We start from the raw sequence: 20,762 nt of genomic DNA, 5'->3' as shown, positions 1-20,762 counted from the left end.
CAGATGCGAAGAGCCGGTAAAACACCGGGGTTACTTTACAACTCTAGAGTCATTGTCAGCTCGACGGGGAGAGGATCCCGTCGGGTAACACATCACCTGTAGGGAGTCGAAACATGGGTCTAGTCGCCGGTTTGATCGGAATCGTGGGGGATCTGCTCCACCTGCTGCTGGGTGGCCTGTAGGCCGCGAGCCCACGCTCGACTGACGGCGCCCCTCTCCAGACGTGGAGAGGGGCGCCGTTTCGTATGCAGGTCCGCTCAGGCCTCGGCGGTCCCCTGCTGGAAGGTCTGCCGCCAGGAGTCCCGAGAGCGTACCCACACCGAGCTGCGCAGGATCTGCCCGCCACGGGAACGCTCCCGCCACACGAGCAGGACCGTGTCCGAGGTCAGTTGCCGCGCCTCGAGGATCTCCATCGTCCGTTCTCCCGAGGCCTGATCGGGTGATCCGCAGGCGGCGAGCCTGTCGGCGCGTGACCACACTTCTCCACGGGCGCACACGTGGCTCCACGAGGGGTCCAGGAGTTCCTCGAGCCGGCGTCGGTCGGCTCGGACGGCATCGTCGAGCAGCGACCGTTCGAGCGCCGCCACGAGATCGACGGCCGATTGGTCGGGTGCGGAGAGCGTGGGCGTGGACGGCTGCGCACCCGACCCGGGCGGTGAGGCGGCGGCCTCGTGATCGGTGAGGCTGAACAGGTCCGGCTCGATGTCCGCGGTCCCCATCGTTCCGCTCGGCGGGGCAGCGGCGGCGCGCGCGGCCGCTGGAGTCCCGGTCCGAGTGCCCCCGTCGACCGCGGGGGGTACGGCCGGGTCATCACCCGCGCCGACCGACCGCGCCCCGGGGAAACCGGGGCCGGCCTCGGGCTCACGACGCGCCGCATGCGCCTTGGCGGCGCCGTTGGCGAGGATGTCCGCCTTCTCGTTGAGCGCGTGTCCGGCGTGTCCCTTAACCCATTCGAAGGTGACCTCGCGGCCCGCCATGGCCTCGTCGAGCGCCTTCATGACCTCGACGTTGAGGACCGGCTTGCCGTCGGCCTTCTTCCAGCCCTTCCGCTTCCACCCGGCCATCCACTTGGTCACCGAGTTGATGACGTATTGCGAGTCGCACAGGATGTGGAGCGGCTCGGGGTAGTGCGCTGTCTGGCGGAGAAGGTCCAGGACGGCGGTGAGTTCGCCCTGGTTGTTCGTGCCCCTGGCCCACCCGCCGCAGCGCCAACGAGACTCGTCGATGTACCAGGCCCATCCGGCAGGGCCGGGGTTTCCGAGAGCGGAGCCGTCCGCGGCGGCGATGATCGTCACGTCACGCGATCCTGCCACCGTGGCCGGTGGGGGATCCCACCGGCCACGGTCATCGGGTCACCTGGGAACTCATCCCTGCAGTTCGCCGTCCTCGATGCCGTCCAGGTCGATCATCGGCGACCGCCTGCGCTCATCGAGTCGTGCGGCCCGGGCGGCTTCCCGCATCTCGATCCCGTCGGTGACGAAGTCGCCGATCTCCTTGGCGATGGATCCCACCGCGTCGGTGATGATGACGGCGATCCGGCCGACGAGTGACGCCCCCGCCTGGACACCTGCCTGGACCTGGTCCTTGTTGCGCTCGAAGTCGCCCATTGGAGCCGCTCCCTTCGTCAGTGGTGTCCACGAAGGTACCCCGGCTCAGGCGGTCGGTGTCACCTTCCTGCGCTCGATGAGCACGGCCGGGGTATCCGCCGGGGTGGGCGGTAGCGGCAGGGCCAGGCGGAACATCTTGACCCACACGTTCGCCACCTGCTTCCACAGCGGGCCGGTCGTGTACGGGAGTCCGTGCTCCTCGCAGATCGCGCGCACCTCCTCGGCGATCTCCGGATAGCGGTGCGCGGGCAGGTCGGGGAAGAGGTGGTGCTCGATCTGGTGCGAGAGGTTGCCGGTGGCCAGGTGCATGAACGGGCTGCCCGAGATGTTGGCCGAGCCGAGCATCTGGCGCACATACCACTCGCCACGGGTCTCCTCGGCCGTCTCCTCCTGGGTGAAGACCTGGGCGCCGGAGGGGAAGTGCCCGCAGAAGATCACCGAGAACGCCCAGACGTTGCGGACGAGGTTGGCGGTGAGGTTCCCGGCGAAGGTGAGCGGGAACAGCGGCCCGGTGAGTGCCGGGTGGACGATGTAGTCCTTGGCGACCTGACCTCGCATCTTGCCCCACCAGCCGGCGAGCAGGCCCTTGACGTCCGACCACTTGCGCTTGCCCTTGAGCACGTTGTCGTACTCCAGGTCGTGGAGCATGACGCCCCACTCGAACGCCATCATGAGTCCGAACGCGTACAGCGGGTTACCCAGGCGCAGCGGGGTCCACTTCTGCTCGTACTCCATGCGCAGGATGCCGTATCCGATGTCGCGGTCGAGATCGAGGATGTTGGTGTGCGTGTGGTGCATGTAGTTGTGCGAGTGCCGCCACTGGTCGGACGGGCACACGTTGTCCCACTCGAAGCTGGACGAATGGAGCATGTCGTCGCGCATCCAGTCGTACTGGCCGTGCATGACGTTGTGGCCGATCTCCATGTTGTCGAGGATCTTGGAGGCGCTCAGCGCGGCCACCCCTGCGAGCCACGCGGGCGGCAGGAAGCCGAGGAACATCAGGGCGCGCCCGGTCAGCTCGAGTCGACGCTGCATGCGGACCACCCGGAGGATGTAGTCGCGGTCGGCGGTGCCCAGGTCGGCCACCACGCGGTCGCGGATGGCGTCGAGTTCACGGCCGATGATCTCCACCGACTCGGCGGACAGGACCACGGGCTCGGGGGCGGTGGCTTTCGGCTTGGAGGTCTTGGGCTTCGTGGAGCGGATGGTGGGGAGCTGCAGGAGGGTCATGACGGGAGTCCTTCCGGTCGTTCCGGTGGGTACGGGTCGGGTTGTGACGGTGTCGGGGGGTCTAGAGCTCGATCTCGACGTCGCCCACGGGCGCGGAGACACAGATCTGGACCAGGCAACCGGGCTCGGTGTCGACCTCGCCCGTCCTGAGGTCGCGGGTCGCGCCGGAGACCCGGACGGCGGTGCAGGTGTGGCAGATGCCCATCCGGCAGCCGTGCTTCGGGGACAGCCCCGCGGCCTCCGCGCCCTCCAGCAGCGTGGTGCCGGAGTTGTGGGCGGCGACACCGCTCCTGACGTGGGTGACGGTCCCGCCGTCGCCCTCGGGCACGGGTCCGTTGGAGGCGGTGAAGCGCTCGCGGAGGACGTCCCCGTAGCGCTCCGCTCCGAGGACGTCCGACAGGCCGTCGGCCAGGCCGTCGGGTCCACAGAGGAAGACGGTGGCGTCGGAGTGCCACGGTGCCACCTCGTCGAGGTGGCCCTCTGTCAGGTGGCCGACCAGGTCCCGTGACGACGGGTCGGAGGTGACTGACGGGTCCGGGTGGCCCGAGGTGTCTGACGGGTCCGGTGCCACGGTGGGGACCACCCGGACCTCGACCCCGGCGCGCGAGAGTTTACGAATCCGGTCGCGGAACGGGACGTCCTCGACCCGGCGCGCGTAGTGCAGCCAGGCCACCCGACCGGTGGCGCCGTCGCCGCAGTGGCCCTCCCCGACGAGCGTCGAGGCGATGGAGAGCATCGGGGTGATACCGCTGCCGCCGCTGACGAGCAGCACGTCGGTCGGGCGCGACTCCGGCAGGGTGACCTCCCCGACGGGATTGCCGAGGAGAAGACGCATCCCGGGTGCGGCCTCGGACCACAGATACTCCGAGACCACGCCTCCCGGATGGCGTCGGACGGCGATCGTCGCGAGGCCGTCGGATCGGGTGGCGGGATCGACCGGGGAGTAGTGGCGGCGCTGGACGACGCCGTCGACCACCACGCCGATCTCGAGAGCGGCTCCGGGGGCGGGCCGGTCGACCCCCGCCGGGAGACGCAGTGTGATGACGGTGACGTCGGCGACGGGGCGGTCCACGGCGACGACCGTCGCCCCGGTCGGGTCGTCGGACCAGTTCACTCCGAGGGAGCGGACGTAGTGCTCCACAGGGTGCGGAGTGAGCAGGGTGCGGGTGATCCCGCGGGAGAAGAGTCTGCTGATGGTCGGGGCGGTCATGGGGACCTCCGGGAAGTAGCGGTCGGTGTGGTCGTGCGCCATCGGACGCGGCCTACTGCCGTCCGGTGCGGCCCCGACCTCGAAGCCGTGGTCGCACCACGGGGGCGTATCCATCCGGTTCGACCACCGGACGAGTTTGAGTGTACAGACGTTCTCTGAAATGAGAAGAGGGCTCCTTGTGTCTTCTGGATCACAGTGCGCCGGGGGTCCCCAACGTGCCTGTTCGGTCCTCAGCCGATACGATCACGGACGTGGCGACACCCGGGACACGCGCGGAACAGAAGCGGCACACGCGTGCACTGATCGTCGCCGCCGGTCGCAACGCCGTGGCCACGCGGGGGTTCTCCGGCCTCGGCGTCCGCGAGATCGCCCGAGAGGCAGGCATCGTCCCCACCGCGTTCTACCGCCATTTCGAATCGGTCGACGCCCTGGCCACCGAGATCGCTGCCGAGGCCGCCGAGGCGCTCGGCGGCCTGGTCGACGACCTGGTGACCGAGCCGGCATCGGATCCCGCGGTGGACTGGCCCGGGCGGGCCTCGGCCCTGGCGGTCCGCGATCCGCAGACCTGGTCGGTGCTCGCCCGCGGGCTCGTCGACACCACCCACGCTGACCACCGGGTTCTCTCGGCGGCCGTCGACGCCGCGCGCCGGCGGCTGGGGATCGCCCTGGGTCGGCTCGAGACGCTGTCGGGTGCGGATGGGAGTGCGGTCGACGTCGCGGCCGACCTCGTCGTCGTCGTTCTACTGCGACTCGTCGTGGAGGTGGCGGTGGGACGCGACCCCCGCGCGGCCGCCGGCGAGTGCACCGGCCGCCTGCGGATCATCCTCGCCGGGGCCGGCACGGTGTCCTGACCACACGGTCTCCTGACCACACGGTCTCCTGACCACACGGTGTCCCCGCCGCGCGGAGTCTGATCAGCGGCGCGACCGCCTCGCCACAGCCGCTCCCGCCGTCACGACGACCGCGGCCGCCACCACGGCGAGCCACGGAGCGTTCCGTGAGAGCACGGAGCCGGGGGCGGTGCTCGAGCTGCGTTGATCGCCAGGACCCACAGCCCCGAGCGGCCCGGAGGCCAGGTGCTCGGTCCCCGCTTCCGGCTCGATCGGGGGGCCCGTCACCAGGTGCCCCACGGAGGCGTCGGTGTCGAAGCCGGCGTCGAGCAGGAGCGCCGCCTGTTCCCACGGCGACGCGGGCACGCGGGTGCCGTCGAGGAGGACCACCGCCAGGCGTCGACCGTCCCGCTCGGCCGCACCGATGAACGTGTGCCGGGCGTCATCGGTGAAGCCGGTCTTGCCGCCGATCGCCCCCGGGTAGTTGTAGAGCAGCTGATTGTCGTTCGCCAGCACGAACCCGGGGTTGACCGGGGTGCCGTCCCCGCGGAGGCTCGGGCCGGACACCGGTGGCGCGGCGGCCGGATCGGGTGCGCCCGCGCCCTCGCCCGCCGGGTACCCGGGGAACCCGGACATCTGCGTGCCCACGATGCGGGCGAACGCGGGGCGGGTCATGGCGTCGCGGAAGATCAACGACAGGTCGTACGCCGTCGACATCATGCCCGGCCCGTCCAGGCCGTTCACGGTGGCGGCGTGGGTACTGACGGCACCCAATCCGGCTGCGTGTGCGTTCATCGCCTCCAGCGTCGCCTCGACCCCGCCCATCCGCCGCGCGAGCACGAGGGCGGCGTCGTTGCCCGACGACATGAGCAGTCCCCGCACCAGGCGGTCCACCGAGTACTGGCCGCCCGGACCGATACCCACCAGGCTGCCCTCGGCGCCCTGGAGATCCTCGTCGGTCACCGTGACGACCCGGTCGGCGTCCAGGGCGTCCAGCGCCACCGTGGCGAGCAGGGTCTTGATGAGGCTGGCCGGGCGGTACCGACCGTGGGGATCGCGCGCGGCCACCACCTCTCCGGTGTCCAGGTCCGAGATCATCCACGCGCTGGCGGTGACATCGCGTGGCACCTCGAACCCGTCCGGCGCCACGATCTCGCAGCCTGCCAGGGCATCGCCGCCCGCCGGGGTCTCGGGGACCGGGGGAGGGGTGGGAGAGGTCTGGCCGGTCAGCGGCACCTCGGATTCGTCCACGGGGGCGGGCGGGGAGGTGCGGTACGGGCACCCGGTGATGTCGCGGGGGGTGTCGAAGTAGTCGGGTGAGGTGGTCGACGGCAACACCGCGGCCGGCGGGGGCTCGGTGACCGCGGTCGTGAGTGCCGGCTCGGCCGCGGTCGCCGGGGCGGTGAGAGCGAACGGCGCAGATCCCACGAGGGCGGCCGTGACGAGGGCCGCGAGTCGGAGCAGCCGGGGTCGTCGTGGGCGGGTCACGGAGAGCGAGTCTACGTCCGGACGGGTCGGAATCGGGCCGGACCCACCGAACGGCAGCGGGGCCGCACCCTCCGCTCGGGAGGGTGCGGCCCCGCAGGGGAGACCGGGGGTCAGCGCGCGAACAGCAGGGCGCGCTTGACCTCCTGGATCGCCTTGGTCACCTGGATGCCGCGGGGGCACGCATCGGTGCAGTTGAAGGTCGTGCGGCACCGCCACACACCCTCGGCGTCGTTGAGGATCTCCAGACGCTCGGCGGCGCCCTCGTCACGGGAGTCGAAGATGAACCGGTGGGCGTTGACGATCGACGCCGGGCCGAAGTACGAACCGTCAGCCCAGAACACCGGGCACGAGGTCGTGCAGCAGGCGCAGAGGATGCACTTGGTGGTGTCGTCGAAGCGGGCCCGGTCCGTCTGGGACTGGATCCGCTCGGCCGTCGGCTGGTTCCCGGACGTGATGAGGTAGGGCATGACGTCACGGAACGACTTGAAGAACGGCTCCATGTCGACGTACAGGTCCTTCTCCACCGGCAAGCCACGGATCGGGGCGATGGTGATGGTGATGGACTTGCCGTCCTTGGGGAGCATGTCCTTCATGAGGACCTTGCACGCGAGGCGGTTGACCCCGTTGATCAGCATGGCGTCCGAGCCGCAGATGCCGTGCGCGCACGAGCGTCGGAACGCCAGGCTGCCGTCGATGTAGTTCTTCACGTACATCAACAGGTTGAGCAGACGGTCCGACGGAAGCGCCGGGACCTCGTACTCCTTCCAACCCGCCGCGTCCGGATCCTCCGGGTTGAACCGGGCGATCTTGAGCGTGACCATGGTGGAGCCGGGCGGCACCGGACGGTTCGAGCCCGGGTCCTTGCCGTCGGTGGCCTTGGTGGTGTCGACTGCGGTGGTCATCAGTACTTACGCTCCATCGGCTCGTAGCGGGTCTGCACGACCGGCTTCCAGTCCAGCCGGACCTCCGAGAGGAGGCCGAGGCCGTCCTTGAACGCCATCGTGTGCTTCATGAACTCGTCGTCGTTGCGGTCGGGGTAGTCCTCCCGGGCGTGCCCGCCGCGGGACTCCTTGCGGTTGAGCGCGCTCACCACCGTCACCTCCGCCATCTCCAGGAGGAAGCCCAGCTCGACGGCTTCCAGGAGCTCGGTGTTGAACCGCTTGCCCTTGTCGCTGACGGTCACGTCGGCGTAGCGCTTCTTGAGGGCGCGGATCTCGTCCCGGGCCTCGGTGAGCGACTGTTCGGTGCGGTACACCGACGCCTTGTCGTCCATCATGGCCTGCATCTCGGTACGGATGTCGTTGGCGTTCTCCGTACCGTGCTCCGCGAGCATGCTCTCCATCCACTCGCGGACCATCTTCTCGGGCTCCTCGGGGAGCTCGACGAAGTCGTGTCCGGCGGCGTACTCCGCCGCGGCGATCCCCGCCCGGCGGCCGAACACGTTGATGTCCAGCAGCGAGTTGGTGCCCAGCCGGTTGGAGCCGTGCACCGACACGCAGGCGCACTCGCCCGCCGCGTAGAGGCCGGGCACCACGTCGTCGTTGGTGCGCAGGACCTCGCCCTTGATGTTGGTCGGGATGCCGCCCATGACGTAGTGACACGTCGGGAACACCGGGACCAGCTCGGTGACCGGGTCGACGCCCAGGTAGGTCCGGGAGAACTCGGTGATGTCGGGCAGCTTCTCCTCGAGCACGTCCGCCCCGAGGTGGGTCACGTCGATGTAGACGTAGTCCTTGTCGGGCCCGGCGCCGCGGCCCTCGCGCACCTCGAGGACCATCGAGCGGGCGACGATGTCGCGCGGCGCGAGGTCCTTGATGGTGGGGGCGTAGCGCTCCATGAAGCGCTCGCCATCCGCGTTGCGCAGGATGCCGCCCTCGCCGCGGACCGCCTCGGAGATGAGGATGCCCAGGCCGGCGAGGCCCGTCGGGTGGAACTGGTGGAACTCCATGTCCTCCAGGGGCAGGCCCTTGCGGAAGACCACGGCCATGCCGTCACCGGTGAGGGTGTGGGCGTTGGAGGTGGTCTTGTACATCCGCCCCGACCCGCCGGTCGCGAAGACGGTGGCCTTGGAGTGGAAGACGTGCAGGTCGCCGGAGGCCAGCTCGTAGGCCACGCACCCGGTGGCGACCGGCCCGTCGGGGGTCTCCGTGAGGCACAGGTCGAGGACGTAGAACTCGTTGAAGAACTCCACATCGTGCTTGACGCAGTTCTGGTACAGCGTCTGCAGGATCATGTGCCCGGTGCGGTCGGCCGCGTAACAGGCCCGGCGCACGGGTGCCTTCCCGTGGTCACGGGTGTGGCCACCGAAGCGGCGCTGGTCGATCTTGCCCTCGGGCGTGCGGTTGAACGGAAGACCCATGTTCTCCAGGTCGATGACGGCGGTGATGGCCTCCTTGGCCATGATCTCCGCGGCGTCCTGGTCGACGAGGTAGTCGCCGCCCTTGACCGTGTCGAACGTGTGCCACTCCCAGTTGTCCTCCTCCACGTTCGCGAGGGCGGCGCACATGCCGCCCTGGGCGGCGCCGGTGTGGGAGCGGGTGGGGTAGAGCTTGGTGAGGACGGCGGTGCGGGTCCGCGGGCCCGCCTCGATGGCCGCGCGCATGCCTGCGCCGCCGGCGCCGACGATTACCACGTCGTACTGGTGCTGGTGGACCTGACGATCGGTCATGGGATTCTCAGTGCTCGCTTTCGAAGTGGAACGGTCCGCAGGCGTCGATCAGACGTCGTAGGCGAGGCCGAAGAGGGCGTAGGTGCCCAGGGCCAGGACGAGGACGGTCGCGGCGATGAGGATCGCGTTGAGCCAGAACCGCGTCGAGTCCTTGCGCGAATAGTCCGCGATGACCGTCCGGACACCGTTCGCACCGTGGAGCTGGGCGAGCCAGAGCATGAGGAGGTCCCACGTGGCCCAGAACGGGCTCTGCCAGCGATCCGCGACGTACGCCCAGTCGATCCGTTGGACTCCCTCGTCGATCATGAGGCCGACGGTGAGGTGCCCGAGCGTGAGGATGACCAGTGCGACGCCCGAGGCGCGCATGAAGATCCATGCGGTCCGCTCGAAGTTGCCGCGCGAGCGCAGGCGCGGCGAGCGGGGCTGGGCGAGCGAGGCGGGGCGATCGTATGACGTCTGGAGAACAGGTGCGTCTGCCATGATGATCGTTCTCCTTAGATGTGCTGGAAGAGAAGGAAGAGGAGGCGGGCGGTCGCCGCGGCGAAGACCACGACCCAGATCGCCAGGACGGCCCAGAGCATCTGGCGCTGGTACTTCGCGCCCTTGGACCAGAAGTCGATGGCGACGATCCGCAGACCGTTCAGCGCGTGGAAGAGGACCAGTGCGACCAGGCCGATCTCGAGCATCCCGACGATCGGGGTCTTGTACGAGTCGATGACTGCGTTGTAGGTCTCCGGGCTCACCGTGACGAGCGAGGTGTCCAGCACGTGCACGAAGAGGAAGAAGAAGATCGCCACGCCAGAGACACGGTGCGCGACCCACGACCACATCCCCGGGTCACCCTTGTAGATGCTGATCTTCTTGTTGGGGGCCGGACGCGCCGGCGCCTGCGCAGTACTCATGGGCTTGTCGTGCCTCCGAATCGTCTGGGCGTGGTGCCATCGGCGCGCGGTTCCTGCCCGAGAGCACAGCGGGCGCCTACTAGGACTTTAGACCTGTCAGGCCGCGGACGAGAAGCAGGGTGGGTAGCGTGGTCCGGACGGGTAATGCCTGTTAGGGGACCCTAAATGAAGTTACCGAAGGGTAGAAACGGGTGTCGTTCGACGAAACCGCAGCACAAGGGAACGTGGCCGACACCGGTCTGCGCGAGGCCGCGACGACGGCCGCCCGGAACGCCTACCGGCCGTACTCGGGATTGGGGGTGGGGGCCGCCGCGCTGGCGTCCGGACACGGCGGCGACGGGCGCAGGATCGTGACCGGCTGCAACGTCGAGAACGCGTCGTATGGGCTCACCCTCTGCGCTGAATGCTCGCTCGTCTCCGATCTCCACCGCACGGGCGGCGGGCGGCTGCTCGAGATCGTCATCGTCACGGTCGGCGGTGACCCGTTGGCGCCGTGTGGCAGGTGTCGCCAGCTCCTCCACGAACACGGTGGTCCGGAGCTGGTGGTCCACACGTCCCGTGGGCCGGTCCACCTCGCCGAACTCCTGCCGGATGCCTTCGGGCCGGAGGACCTGACGTGAGCCGTCGCATCGATGCCGTGCGGATCATCGAGGCCAAGCGCGACGGGAAGGAGCTCGACGACGATGAGATCGACTGGATCGTCGACGGCTACACCCGGGGACGCGTCCCGCCCGAGCAGATGTCGGCGCTGGCGATGGCGGTGTACTTCCGGGGCATGACGGACCGCGAGATCGCCCGGTGGACCTCCGCCATGGTGGAGTCCGGCACCCGGCTGGACCTGTCCCGTCTGACCCGGGCGGGTCGGCGCGTGCCCACGGTGGACAAACACTCGACCGGCGGGGTCGGCGACTCGGTGACGCTCGTCCTGACCCCGTTGCTGGCGACCTGGGAGCTGGCGGTGCCCCAGCTCTCGGGACGCGGGCTCGGTCACACGGGCGGAACACTGGACAAGCTCGAGTCGATCCCCGGCTGGCGCGCCGATCTGGACGCCGACACCCGGCGCCGGATCCTCGAGGAGACCGGGGCCGTGATCTGTGCTGCCGGGGCCGATCTCGCCCCCGCGGACCGGGCCCTCTACGCCCTGCGGGACGTCACCGGGACCGTGCCGTCGATCCCCATGGTGGCGGCCTCGATCATGAGCAAGAAAATCGCCGAGGGCACCGGCGCCCTGGTGCTCGACGTCAAGTTCGGATCGGGTGCCTTCCGGCCTGAGCGCGCGGACGCGGAGGAACTGGCCCGGGTGATGGTCGGGATCGGCACGGCTGCCGGAGTCCGGACCAGCGCCCTGGTGACCGCCAACCACACGCCGCTGGGTCGCGCGGTGGGCAACGCCCTCGAGGTGGCCGAGTGTGTCGAGATCCTGGCCGGCGGTGGCCCGCCGGACATGGTCGACCTGACCTGCGCGCTGGCGCGGGAGGCCCTGGCCACGGTGGGGATCGACGGTGACCCCCGTGAACGGCTCGCGGACGGGCGGGCGATGGATTCGTTCCGCGCCATGATCACCGCCCAGGGCGGCGACCCCCACGCGGCGCTCCCGGTGGCCGCGGAGACGCAGGAGGTGCGGGCACCCGGCTCGGGGGTGGTGCGGTGGGACGCGCTGGGGGTGGGCCGGGCCTCGTGGTTGGCCGGTGCCGGGCGGACCCGACCGGGCGAGGCCGTCGACCCGGCGGCCGGTGTGGTGCTGCACCGGGTCGAGGGGGATCCGGTGCGGCTCGGGGACGTGGTGGCCACGGTTCACGCCGGGGACCCGGGGCGGCTGCCCGCGGCGTGCGCCGAGCTCGCGTCGGCCCTGGAGATCGGTGGACCCGGCGCGGCTCGTGGACCGGCCGGCGTGGTGGTGGGCCGGCTGCGCGGGTGGTGAGGCGCCGGCCCGCCGACTCGACCAGACCGCCGACCAGCCCGTCGACCAGCCCATCGAGAAGAGAGTTTCGACCGCATCGGCCGAGTGGAAGTGTGCGAAACGCTCTTCTCGACGAGTCCGGGCCGGCCCGGTCCAGTCCGGTCCGGCCCGGGAGGGGTCAGGCGATGTCGGGTGTGGTCATCAGGCGTTCGACGTCGTCGACCAGGTCGCGCCACTCGCCGGCCTCGTCGTCGAACGGGGCACTGGGCTCGAGCAGCCTGGTGTCGTCCGGGTTGAGGACGTAGTGGAGGAATCGGCGCAACGCGGTCCCCCGGCCGGTCACGGCGGCCTCGAGGCCGGAGTCTCCCACGTAGGTCGCGAGGTCGGTGATCAGCTCGACTGCGAGTCCGAGCTGATCGGCGTCGACCATCCCGGGGCCGACCTCGATATCGCGGTCGAGACCGGCGAGAACGTAGGTGTTGTCCTCGGTCACGTGGATGTCCAGACTGCCGTCGGTCGCCGCGATCTTGACACGCTCGTAGGTCGCCACGTGGCTGAGGGTCTCGTCGTCGTTGTCCGCCAGGTACCGGGCCAGGCCCCTGGGGCTGGTGAACACGTACGCCTGGTCACCGTCGCCGAGGAACACCGGCCGATCGCCGAGGTAACACCGCAGACTGAGGTACTCCTGGTCGGCGAAGATGATCTTCACGGGGTCGATCCCGACCGTCTCCCAGAGGGAGCCCTCCGGGTAGCCGGTGGGGGCGGCCTCGGGTTCGGGCGCGGGTTCGGGGAGCGCGGCCTCGGCGGCGTCCAGGTCCGCGCGTGCGCGGTCGACCTCGTTCGGCCGCACCTCGGGCGTGGTCATGACGTCCTGGATGGCGTCGAGTACGTCGTCCCAGCCCTTGGCGACGGTCTTGCGGATCGATTTCCACAGTTTCAACCCGTCCCGCCCGTAGAACTCGTCCATTCCGCGGGTGACGGCGGCCAGGATCGGGTTGCCGTTGAAGAACTTGGTGACCGTGTCCAGCTCGCACACCTCCCCGATCGATCGGGCGATCGCGAAGGCCTGGTCGATCTCGTCGACCGACGACTCCGTGGGGTTCTCACCGAGGAGTTCGAGTACTCCGACGAGGTCGTAGCAGTTCTCCTCGGCCGCACGGAACGCCAGGACGTCCGACGCCGCGAACTCGGCCCAGGAGGGGTGGTCCTGGAGGTCGTGTGGCGCGCCGCTCCGGACCAGGGCGAGGAGTTCGGCGGTCGAGTCGAAGGCGTAGAGGTCCTCGTCGAGTCCGAGGAACGCCTCCCAGTCGTCGTTGTCCTCTCGCCAACTGGGTGCCCAGAGGGTCGTGACGTCTCCTTCAGGGAGACCGAGCTCGATCGGGACGATGTCCTTGGCCATGCGGGTCAGCATATCCACGGCCAGTCACCCGGTGCCACGGCCCGCCGACGGGTCGCCTGCCGGGATGGGGGACTGGTCGCCGGCCGGGGTCCCGTCGGTCTGTCTGCGGGCGGTCACCGCGAGCTCGACCGACCCCGAGACCAGTTCGGCCCGCCGGGCGTTGGCCTGGACGACCGCGCTGGACGTGGCCTCGAGGATGGCGGACGCCACCGCATCGCATCCGTGCCCGCGGAGTCCGGTCGCAAGTACCAGGTCGATCACCGTGCCACCGGAATCGGCGGTGGCGGTCGCGATCCGGTCCCGACTCGAGGCCACCACCCGGAGGGACTCCAGTTGGTCGTGCGCGGACTCCCACTCGGCCGCGATCCCGCGGAGGCGGCCGAGGAAGGCGTCGACGTCCAGCCCTCCGGCGCTCACCTCGACCCCCCGTCCGGCTCGTCGTCCGCCTCCAGCCACTGCGCCCGGTCCCACTCCTGACCGTCCCACTCCTCTTCTGCCAACCGGTCGAGGAGATCACGGGCCTCACCCGCCGCGACGGTGAGGGCGCGCAGCACCGCCCTCGCGACATCCGCGGGTGGGCGGTCGAGCAGCCCGGCGGGCAGGGCCAGACCCACCGGCACGCCGTCGGTACCGACCTCGGCGACGACGCCGGTCATCGGGTCGGTGTGGCGGCAGGTCTCGGGCGCCATCAGCCGGTCGGACGGTAGAACCCGTGGAAGGACATACCGATGTTGTCGGTGCGCAGCCCCGACACCGACACGGGGTCCCCGGCCTCGACGAGTTGGCCGTTGCCGATGTACATCGCGACGTGGCCGTCCCACACGGCCAGATCGCCCGGCATGAGGTCGGACGCGGCTACCTGCGCACCCACCCCCTGCTCCTGCGCCAAACGCGGGATCTCCACCCCCGCGTCCCGGTACGCCCACTGGGTCAGGCCGCTGCAGTCCAGGCCCTGGCCCGGAGTCGTCCCGCCCCACACGTAAGGCACACCTTGCTGGCTGAGGGCGTTGCGGACGGCTCCGGCAGCTTGCTCGTTGGGGGCGGTGGCCACCGATCCGTCGGGCAGGAGCACGTCGACGCCGCCTCCGACGACGCCTGCCCCTGCGGACCCCCCGGCGACGCCCGTGGAACCGTCGGACCCACCCGCCGACACGGACCCGCCCGCCGGCACGGCGCCGTCCGCCGACACTACACCTCCCGCCGACACGGCGCCGCCGATCGACGCGGTCCCCGTGGCGGCGAGTGAGCCCGGCCCGGAACCCGTGTGGGCGGCGGTCGAGGCGTTGATCACGCCACCCGTGCTCGAGTCGGCGATCACACCGGGCGTGCGCGGGGCCTCGGGGATGCCTGCAGCGATGGCGCGCATCTCGAGGGTCGGTCCCTTGAGTTCGAGTTGGACCCGCTCCGCCACTTGGATGCCGCGGGCCAGGTGCTCGGTGGCCAGTCCGAGCAGCGCCACCTGGCCGGGCGGGGTCATCAGAGCGGGCCCCAGCGCGGCCGCCCGGGTGAGGAACTGCTGCACGATGCCGATCACCTCGACGGTGCCGCGGACGACGATGTCCGCCGCCACGGCGGTGACCCTGGCGATCTCGGCGGCGGACTCGCCGAGCGCCCCGACCGTGCGACCGATCTCGGCCACCGAGTGGGCGGCGCCGAGGGAGGCCAGCGAGTCCCACGTCTCGGAGAGCAGTCGTTCGAGCGGTGGCCCGAGCCGTTGGGCCACCTCCAGCCCGTCGCTCACCGGTCGCATGACGTCCCGAGCCGGTTCGGGGACGAACTCCTCCGCCGAGAGCAGGTCGAGGATCTGCCGGATGGGCCCCGCGTAGGCCAGCGCGTCGGCGATCACCGGGCCGGACCCTCGATCCCGGACACCTGGGCCCCGGCCGCCCCGATGGCCTCGGCGCCCGCCACGTCGGACTCGGCGTACACCCGGCCGGTCTCGAGGACCAGGTGCCCGGCGGCATCGCTCACCCGCGCCACCCCGGCGAGCACCTCGCGATGCCGCGCGGTGGCGGCGAGCAGGGCGGACATGAAGTCGGCCCCGACCGGCCCGAGGACCGGTGCCACCTCGTCCACGGGCAGCGAGTCCACGGCCCCGAGCACGCCCCCCAGGGCGTCCGCCAACGTGGTCAACCCCGTACCCAGCTCCCGCAGTCCGTCCACGTGGACGTCGATCGCTCCGTCCGCCATTACCTCGCCCCTCATCGCCTTCTCGTCCCGTCACAGGGTTCGACGCCTCGCGGGCCCGCACCGGTTCCGCCCGGTCGGGGATTCCCCTGCTGTGGAATCCTGTCGGGCATGGACATCATCGTCGTGGATCACCCGTTGGTCGGAGACCGGCTCCGCACGCTGCGCGACTCCGCCACCGACACCGCCGGCTTCCGGGCGGCGATGGACGCACTCGGCACCATGCTCTGCTACGAGGCCTTCCGCTCCATCCCGACCACCGAGGTCCCCGTGACCACACCGGTGGCCGAGACGACGGGGGTCGCGGTCGACGGCGTCCCGCTCGTGGTGCCTGTCCTGCGTGCGGGGCTGGGTCTGCTGGACCCGGCCACCCGGTTGCTCCCGGGCGCGCAGGTCGGGTTCGTGGGCCTGGCGCGCGACGAGGAGACCCACACCCCGGTGTCCTATCTGTGCTCCCTGCCGGACGACCTCGCCGGACGGCACGTCGTCGTGCTGGACCCGATGCTCGCCACCGGGGGGTCGCTGGTCTCGACCTTGGAGACCCTGGCCGAACGAGGCGCCACCGGGGTCACCGTGGTGTGCGTCCTGTGCGCTCCGGAGGGGATCGAGACCGTGCGGTCGTCGGGACTGGCGGCGCGACTCGTCACCGCGACCATCGACGAGCGGCTCGACGACGACGCCTTCATCGTCCCCGGGCTCGGCGACGCGGGCGACCGCCTGTTCGGCCCCCGCTGAGCTGGACTTCCGCTGAGCTGCGACTACCGCTGACCGTGCCCCCGCCCCTCAGGAGGTGATGGCGGCGGCGACGCGATCTGCCAGAGCGGTCAGCCGTCGTCCGGCGTCCTCCCGGTCGGACCTCGACGGTCGTGGTGTCGTCCACGACTCGACGTAGGACTTGAGCAGGGGCTCGGTGCCCGATGGGCGGATCACCGCCCGGGCGCCCGGGACCGACACGCGGACACCGTCCGTGCCGTCCAACGGGGTCACCGTGCCGGTCGAGCCCAGCCGTTCGGCCGCGCGACGGAGCGCGGCGTCGGGGTCGGCGCCGGGGACGAGTGGATGGGCGACGTTGTGCCGCAGGTGCGCACCGAACTCCTCGGCGAGCGCGTCGAGCCCCGCCCCGACCGACCGTCCGGCCGACCCGACCATCGCGCACCACGCGCCGGCCGCGGAGATGCCGTCCTTGTCCGCCACCACCCGGGGGAGCACACAGTGGCCGATCGCCTCCTCGTAGGCGTAGAGCAGGGGATCGGCTGCGCGGACCAGCCATTTGAACCCGGTGAGCGTCTCCACGTGCCGGCCCCCGCGGGCCGGGACGAGGAGCGAGGGCAGTCTCGACGACACGATGGTGGAGGCCACGACCGGGACGCCTGACCTCGAGCCCGACGCCCGGACCGATCCGGGGAGCGGGGTGGTCAGCAGGTGGTCGGCGAGCAGCCCGCCGGTGTCGTCGCCGTCGAGCATCCGCCATCGCCCGTCCGGGGCCCGGTATCCCACCGCGCACCGGTCCGCGTCCGGATCGAGCGCCAGCGCGACGTCGGCCCCGATCTCCTCCGCGACCCCCCGGAGGCGCAGGGTGGTGGCCGGCCGCTCCGGATTGGGTGACTCGACGGTGGGGAAGTCCGGATCCGGGCGCTCCTGTCCGGGCACCAGGGTCACGTCGTCGACCCCGATCCCGGCCAGGACGCGTCGGCAGATCTCGCCGCCCACCCCGTGCACGGGGGTCAGGGCCACGCGCGGGGGCCGGGCGGGGGCGGGCAGACCGGCCACGACGGAGTCCACGTAGTCGTCGATGAGCGTGGGGTCCACCCGCGCACCGGTCGCGCCGGTCTCCGGGACGCCGACCCCCTCACGCTCCGCCGTCCTGAGGTGCTGTTCGATGTGGGAGTCCGTGGGGGGGACGATCTGCGCTCCCTCCGGGCCGTAGACCTTGATCCCGTTGTCGGTGGCGGGGTTGTGTGAGGCCGTCACCATCAGTCCGGCGACCGCGCCCCTGGACCGCACGGCCGCCGCGATGACGGGGGTGGGGACGGGCGAGCCCGGGACGACGACGACGAGACCGTGCGCGGTCAGGACGGCGGCCACCACGTCCACGAACCCCGCGGAGCCGTGCCGGGCGTCACCCCCCACGATGACGGTCGACCCGGCGGGTTCCTGCGTCCGCACGTGGCGGGCGACGGCGGTGGCGACGAGGGCGACCGTGCCGGCGTTCATCCGCTCCGGCCCCGGACCCATCGGGGCGCGAACTCCCGCGGTGCCGAAGGTCAGGGGCACGGCGCGCTCCCGGGCATGTCCTGCTCAGCTCCGTGCGGCGGCGGGCACGAGCGCGCGGAGGGCACGCGAGAGCCGCCCGGATCCGGCGGTCCCCGCGGCCAGGACCTCGGCGTGGTCGAGGGGCTGCCCGGTGACCCCGGCGGCGAGATTGGTCACCAGTGACACCCCTACCACCCGCAGTCCGAGCCCCCTGGCAGCAACGGTCTCCGGGACGGTCGACATCCCCACGAGGTCGGCGCCGAGGGTGCGCAGCATCCTGATCTCGGCCGGGGTCTCGTACTGGGGCCCGGGCATCGCGGCGTAGACGCCCTCGGCCGGTCGGGCCCCGGTGGCCGCCCGGAGCGCCTCCGCCGCGATGTGGCGCAGACGCGGCGAGTAGGCGTCCACGAGGTCGACGAAGGCGGGGCCGGACAGGGGGGACCGGCCCGTCAGGTTGAGGTGGTCGCGGATCAGCACGAGCTCACCCACCGTGAGATCGTCCCGGACACCGCCGGCGGCGTTGGTGAGCACGAGGACGTCGGAGCCGACCGCGGCCGCGACGTGTGCGGGGTGGACCACGGGCTCGGTGCCCACGCCCTCGTAGAGGTGGGTGCGCCCGGCCACCGCCAACACCGGCACCCCGTCGACGAGGCAGCTCGTCACCGTCCCGCGGTGACCGGCGACCGACGGTGGCGCGAACCCGGGCAGCCCGGCCATCGGGATGGCCACCGCGGTTCCGGGGTCGGCCAGTCCCACGACCACATCGGACCAGCCGGAACCGAGGACGAGGGTCACCCGGTGGGCGGGCCGCCCGCTCGCGCGCGCAACGGCGTCCGCGGCCGCGCGGGCGTCGGCGGTGGGGGAGAGCAGGGGCGGCGTGGACACGGGTGTACCCGGCGCCCTACGCGCCGGGGCCGACGTTGCGGGATTCCCGGGTGCGCAGTTCGCGCACATAGGGGTCGGGCGCGCCGGCGCACTCCGCGGCATCCGCCAGGAGACCCAGGTACCGCGCCGACGGCAGGCCCCCTTCGAAGGCGTCCATGACGTACAGCCAGACCAGTTCCGTGCCCTCCGCCGGGCCGGGGGAGGGCGAGGCGACCGCGAACTCGGACTCCTGGGCGCCGACCGGGGGCCCCGGGGGGACGGCGGGACGGCGTTCGACGCGGACCCGGATCTTCCGTGCCGGTATCGAGTCCGTGCCCTCCCATCGGTCGAGGGCGCGGGCGTCGTCGTCGGGGACGTCGTAGAGCACCACGAACACCCTCGAATCCGGGTCCTCGACCACCGTGGCGACGGCGCCCTCCCACGTCGGGTCCTCGCCCGCGAAGGTCAGACGCCAGCCGTGCAGCCACGCGGTTCCGGCGAACGGTGAGTGCGGCGCGCGGGCGTTCATCTGTTCGGGATGCATGTTGGTCCCGTACGCGGCGTAGAGAGGCACGGCGACCAGAGTAGTCCCTCGGCCGGGTGTGGCCCCGGCGTCCTCCGGCCCCGTGCCGCCGGTTCGACTACCGTGTACCGCGGACGCGACGCGGTCCACCACAGTGGCCCGCGGCGCCCGGCCCCGACCCCGTGACCCGTGGAGGACCACCTGTGACGCAGCGCATCATCATCATCGGCGGCGGTCCCGCCGGTTACGAGGCCGCCCTGGTGGCCGCCCAGTACGGTGCGGACGTCACGATCGTGGACGCCGAGGGGATCGGCGGGAACTGCGTGCTCACCGACTGCGTGCCCTCCAAGACGTTCATCGCGACCACGGGCGTGCGCACGGACATGCGCCGCGCCGAGGAGATGGGCGTCGAGATGCACTTCGACCCCACCGCCTACCGGCTCGGCCAGGTCAACGGCCGGGTCAAGTCGCTGGCCCGCGCCCAGTCCGCCGACATCAGGTCCCAACTCCAGCGCGAGGGCGTGCGGCTGCTGTCGGGGACCGCGCGGCTGCACGATTCTCGGCCGGGAATGGCCTCGCACCGCGTCCTGGTGTCCCTGGACAACGGCCAGGAGAAGATCCTCGACGCGGACGTGGTCCTGCTCGCCACCGGCTCCAATCCGCGCATCCTCTCCGGCGCGGAGCCCGACGGGGAGCGGATCCTGACCTGGCGGCAGCTCTACGACCTCACCGAGCTCCCCTCGCATCTGGTGGTCGTGGGGTCCGGTGTGACCGGTGCCGAGTTCGTCTCCGCGTTCACGGAGATGGGCGTCAAGGTCACCATGGTCTCCAGCCGTGACCGCGTCCTGCCACACGAGGACGCCGACGCCGCGCTGGTACTCGAGGAGGCGCTCAGCGAGCGCGGCGTCGCGCTGGTCAAGCACGCCCGCGCGGACGCGGTCGAGCACCACGAGGACGGGATCATCGTCCGACTGGGCGACGGCCGGACCGTCAAGGGGTCGCATGCCCTGATGTGCGTGGGTTCGGTACCCAACACCGGTGACCTGGGGTTGGAGAGCGCCGGCATCGAGGTCCAGCGCAGCGGGCACATCAAGGTCGACCGCGTCTCCCGCACCACCGCCGCCGGGATCTACGCCGCCGGGGACTGCACCGACCTGTTCCCCCTGGCCTCGGTGGCGGCCATGCAGGGACGCATCGCGATGTACCACGCCCTGGGCGAGGGGGTCAGCCCCATCAAACTCCGCACCGTCGCATCGGCGGTCTTCACCCGACCCGAGATCGCCACCGTCGGCATCTCCCACGCGCAGATCGAGAGCGGGGAGGTCCCCGCCCGCGTCGAGGTGTTCCCGCTGGCGGGCAACCCCCGCGCGAAGATGCGCAGCCTCCGCCGCGGCTTCGTGAAGCTCTTCTGTCGCCCCGCCTCCGGGGTGGTGATCGGAGGGGTAATCGTGGCCCCCACTGCGTCCGAGCTCATCCTGCCCGTCTCCGTGGCCGTGCGGAACCAGCTCACCGTGGGCGACCTCGCCGGATCGTTCTCCGTCTACCCCTCGATGACCGGGTCGATCACGGAGGCCGCGCGCCAGCTCATGCGGCACGACGACCTCGACTGATTCGGCGACCCGGTGCCCGGGGTTAAGGCGAGAATTAGATTAGGCTAAGCTCATCTCCGGTGCCCGCCTCGGGGTACCGGAACCGTGAGGA

The 20,762-nt window shown here is 71.1% G+C and carries 22 protein-coding genes; 5 read left to right on the top strand and 17 right to left on the bottom strand.

All coding sequences use genetic code 11. The features are described from left to right. Positions 1–257: 257 nt before the first annotated feature. The 4 genes from H483_RS28345 to H483_RS28330 form a co-directional block, all read right to left on the bottom strand. Complete coding sequence (locus H483_RS28345; RefSeq protein WP_017836682.1) at positions 258–1,295, bottom strand: RNase H family protein; 1,038 nt, start codon at positions 1,293–1,295, stop codon at positions 258–260. Between the two features lie 69 nt (positions 1,296–1,364). Further along, positions 1,365–1,607: a hypothetical protein gene (locus tag H483_RS28340; RefSeq protein ID WP_017836681.1), complete on the bottom strand. Its 243-nt coding sequence runs from the start codon at positions 1,605–1,607 to the stop codon at positions 1,365–1,367. Between the two features lie 45 nt (positions 1,608–1,652). Then, on the bottom strand, positions 1,653–2,837 hold the full coding sequence (locus H483_RS28335) for an acyl-CoA desaturase (protein ID WP_017836680.1): 1,185 nt from the start codon (positions 2,835–2,837) through the stop codon (positions 1,653–1,655). A 61-nt stretch (positions 2,838–2,898) separates the two neighbouring features. Continuing rightward, positions 2,899–4,089, bottom strand: a complete 1,191-nt coding sequence (locus H483_RS28330; RefSeq protein ID WP_017836679.1) for a flavin reductase family protein — start codon at positions 4,087–4,089, stop codon at positions 2,899–2,901. Between the two features lie 209 nt (positions 4,090–4,298). Between H483_RS28330 and H483_RS38170 the strand changes: the two genes are divergently transcribed. Next, positions 4,299–4,898 (top strand): TetR family transcriptional regulator, encoded by a 600-nt coding sequence (locus H483_RS38170; RefSeq protein WP_017836678.1) that lies wholly within the window; start codon positions 4,299–4,301, stop codon positions 4,896–4,898. 63 nt (positions 4,899–4,961) lie between these two features. Here the strand turns inward: H483_RS38170 and H483_RS28320 are convergent, their stop codons facing one another. From H483_RS28320 to sdhC, 5 genes are all read right to left on the bottom strand, one after another. Then, positions 4,962–6,365, bottom strand: coding sequence for a D-alanyl-D-alanine carboxypeptidase family protein (locus tag H483_RS28320; protein WP_017836677.1), 1,404 nt, complete (start codon positions 6,363–6,365; stop codon positions 4,962–4,964). Between the two features lie 110 nt (positions 6,366–6,475). Continuing rightward, positions 6,476–7,267: a succinate dehydrogenase iron-sulfur subunit gene (locus tag H483_RS28315; RefSeq protein ID WP_017836676.1), complete on the bottom strand. Its 792-nt coding sequence runs from the start codon at positions 7,265–7,267 to the stop codon at positions 6,476–6,478. Then, on the bottom strand, positions 7,267–9,033 hold the full coding sequence (gene sdhA / locus H483_RS28310) for a succinate dehydrogenase flavoprotein subunit (RefSeq protein ID WP_017836675.1): 1,767 nt from the start codon (positions 9,031–9,033) through the stop codon (positions 7,267–7,269). The genes H483_RS28315 and sdhA overlap by 1 nt, the downstream gene beginning before the upstream one ends. 48 nt (positions 9,034–9,081) lie before the next feature. Next, positions 9,082–9,513 carry a succinate dehydrogenase hydrophobic membrane anchor subunit gene (locus H483_RS28305; RefSeq protein WP_017836674.1) on the bottom strand — a complete coding sequence of 144 codons (432 nt, stop codon included), beginning with the start codon at positions 9,511–9,513 and terminating at the stop codon, positions 9,082–9,084. Positions 9,514–9,527: 14 nt separating this feature from the next. After that, entirely contained in the window at positions 9,528–9,935 is a 408-nt protein-coding gene (gene sdhC / locus H483_RS28300; RefSeq protein WP_017836673.1) for a succinate dehydrogenase, cytochrome b556 subunit, read from the bottom strand. A gap of 191 nt (positions 9,936–10,126) precedes the next feature. On the opposite strand from sdhC, the gene H483_RS28295 reads away from it, so the two are divergent. Both H483_RS28295 and H483_RS28290 read left to right on the top strand, forming a co-directional pair. Further along, a complete protein-coding gene (locus H483_RS28295; RefSeq protein ID WP_152427930.1) occupies positions 10,127–10,555 on the top strand; it encodes a cytidine deaminase in 429 nt (142 codons plus the stop codon). Next, positions 10,552–11,856, top strand: coding sequence for a thymidine phosphorylase (locus H483_RS28290; RefSeq protein ID WP_017836671.1), 1,305 nt, complete (start codon positions 10,552–10,554; stop codon positions 11,854–11,856). The genes H483_RS28295 and H483_RS28290 overlap by 4 nt, the downstream gene beginning before the upstream one ends. Before the next feature lie 157 nt (positions 11,857–12,013). On the opposite strand, the gene H483_RS28285 is transcribed toward H483_RS28290, so the two are convergent. The 5 genes from H483_RS28285 to H483_RS28265 are packed head-to-tail and all read right to left on the bottom strand — an operon-like array spanning position 12,014 to position 15,439. After that, positions 12,014–13,234: a hypothetical protein gene (locus tag H483_RS28285; protein WP_031264832.1), complete on the bottom strand. Its 1,221-nt coding sequence runs from the start codon at positions 13,232–13,234 to the stop codon at positions 12,014–12,016. Between the two features lie 24 nt (positions 13,235–13,258). Beyond that, positions 13,259–13,651, bottom strand: a complete 393-nt coding sequence (locus tag H483_RS28280) for a hypothetical protein (RefSeq protein ID WP_017836669.1) — start codon at positions 13,649–13,651, stop codon at positions 13,259–13,261. Continuing rightward, a complete protein-coding gene (locus tag H483_RS28275; protein WP_017836668.1) occupies positions 13,648–13,923 on the bottom strand; it encodes a hypothetical protein in 276 nt (91 codons plus the stop codon). The genes H483_RS28280 and H483_RS28275 overlap by 4 nt, the downstream gene beginning before the upstream one ends. Continuing rightward, on the bottom strand, positions 13,923–15,080 hold the full coding sequence (locus H483_RS28270) for a C40 family peptidase (protein ID WP_017836667.1): 1,158 nt from the start codon (positions 15,078–15,080) through the stop codon (positions 13,923–13,925). The genes H483_RS28275 and H483_RS28270 overlap by 1 nt, the downstream gene beginning before the upstream one ends. After that, positions 15,077–15,439 (bottom strand): type VII secretion target, encoded by a 363-nt coding sequence (locus H483_RS28265; RefSeq protein ID WP_238556279.1) that lies wholly within the window; start codon positions 15,437–15,439, stop codon positions 15,077–15,079. Before H483_RS28265 ends, H483_RS28270 begins: the two co-directional genes overlap by 4 nt. Before the next feature lie 93 nt (positions 15,440–15,532). Between H483_RS28265 and upp the strand changes: the two genes are divergently transcribed. After that, positions 15,533–16,156: a uracil phosphoribosyltransferase gene (gene upp / locus H483_RS28260; RefSeq protein WP_017836665.1), complete on the top strand. Its 624-nt coding sequence runs from the start codon at positions 15,533–15,535 to the stop codon at positions 16,154–16,156. Between the two features lie 48 nt (positions 16,157–16,204). On the opposite strand, the gene H483_RS28255 is transcribed toward upp, so the two are convergent. From H483_RS28255 to H483_RS28245, 3 genes are read right to left on the bottom strand one after another with little or no spacing between them, the layout of a single operon-like run. Continuing rightward, positions 16,205–17,695 (bottom strand): phospho-sugar mutase, encoded by a 1,491-nt coding sequence (locus H483_RS28255; RefSeq protein ID WP_017836664.1) that lies wholly within the window; start codon positions 17,693–17,695, stop codon positions 16,205–16,207. 24 nt (positions 17,696–17,719) lie between these two features. Next, a complete protein-coding gene (locus H483_RS28250) occupies positions 17,720–18,628 on the bottom strand; it encodes a purine-nucleoside phosphorylase (RefSeq protein ID WP_081615165.1) in 909 nt (302 codons plus the stop codon). Next, positions 18,576–19,112, bottom strand: coding sequence for a gamma-glutamylcyclotransferase family protein (locus tag H483_RS28245; protein ID WP_017836662.1), 537 nt, complete (start codon positions 19,110–19,112; stop codon positions 18,576–18,578). Before H483_RS28245 ends, H483_RS28250 begins: the two co-directional genes overlap by 53 nt. 152 nt (positions 19,113–19,264) lie before the next feature. Between H483_RS28245 and H483_RS28240 the strand changes: the two genes are divergently transcribed. Then, positions 19,265–20,671 carry an NAD(P)H-quinone dehydrogenase gene (locus H483_RS28240; RefSeq protein WP_017836661.1) on the top strand — a complete coding sequence of 469 codons (1,407 nt, stop codon included), beginning with the start codon at positions 19,265–19,267 and terminating at the stop codon, positions 20,669–20,671. The last annotated feature ends 91 nt before the right edge of the window (positions 20,672–20,762 follow it).

It is taken from the genome of Dietzia sp. UCD-THP (genome assembly GCF_000349585.1).
GTDB lineage: Bacteria > Actinomycetota > Actinomycetes > Mycobacteriales > Mycobacteriaceae > Dietzia > Dietzia natronolimnaea_A.
The sequence above is the reverse complement of the archived record's forward strand: the minus strand, read 5'-3'. Positions and strand labels throughout refer to the sequence as shown.

Coding starts and splice junctions, on each gene's coding strand:
- H483_RS28340 (WP_017836681.1), bottom strand. CDS start 1,607: ATGGGCGACTTCGAGCGCAACAAGGACCAGGTCCAGGCAGGTGTCCAG.
- H483_RS28335 (WP_017836680.1), bottom strand. CDS start 2,837: ATGACCCTCCTGCAGCTCCCCACCATCCGCTCCACGAAGCCCAAGACC.
- H483_RS28330 (WP_017836679.1), bottom strand. CDS start 4,089: ATGGCGCACGACCACACCGACCGCTACTTCCCGGAGGTCCCCATGACC.
- H483_RS28315 (WP_017836676.1), bottom strand. CDS start 7,267: ATGACCACCGCAGTCGACACCACCAAGGCCACCGACGGCAAGGACCCG.
- sdhA (WP_017836675.1), bottom strand. CDS start 9,033: ATGACCGATCGTCAGGTCCACCAGCACCAGTACGACGTGGTAATCGTC.
- H483_RS28305 (WP_017836674.1), bottom strand. CDS start 9,513: ATGGCAGACGCACCTGTTCTCCAGACGTCATACGATCGCCCCGCCTCG.
- sdhC (WP_017836673.1), bottom strand. CDS start 9,935: ATGAGTACTGCGCAGGCGCCGGCGCGTCCGGCCCCCAACAAGAAGATC.
- H483_RS28285 (WP_031264832.1), bottom strand. CDS start 13,234: ATGGCCAAGGACATCGTCCCGATCGAGCTCGGTCTCCCTGAAGGAGAC.
- H483_RS28275 (WP_017836668.1), bottom strand. CDS start 13,923: ATGGCGCCCGAGACCTGCCGCCACACCGACCCGATGACCGGCGTCGTC.
- H483_RS28265 (WP_238556279.1), bottom strand. CDS start 15,439: ATGAGGGGCGAGGTAATGGCGGACGGAGCGATCGACGTCCACGTGGAC.
- upp (WP_017836665.1), top strand. CDS start 15,533: ATGGACATCATCGTCGTGGATCACCCGTTGGTCGGAGACCGGCTCCGC.
- H483_RS28250 (WP_081615165.1), bottom strand. CDS start 18,628: ATGTGCGCGAACTGCGCACCCGGGAATCCCGCAACGTCGGCCCCGGCG.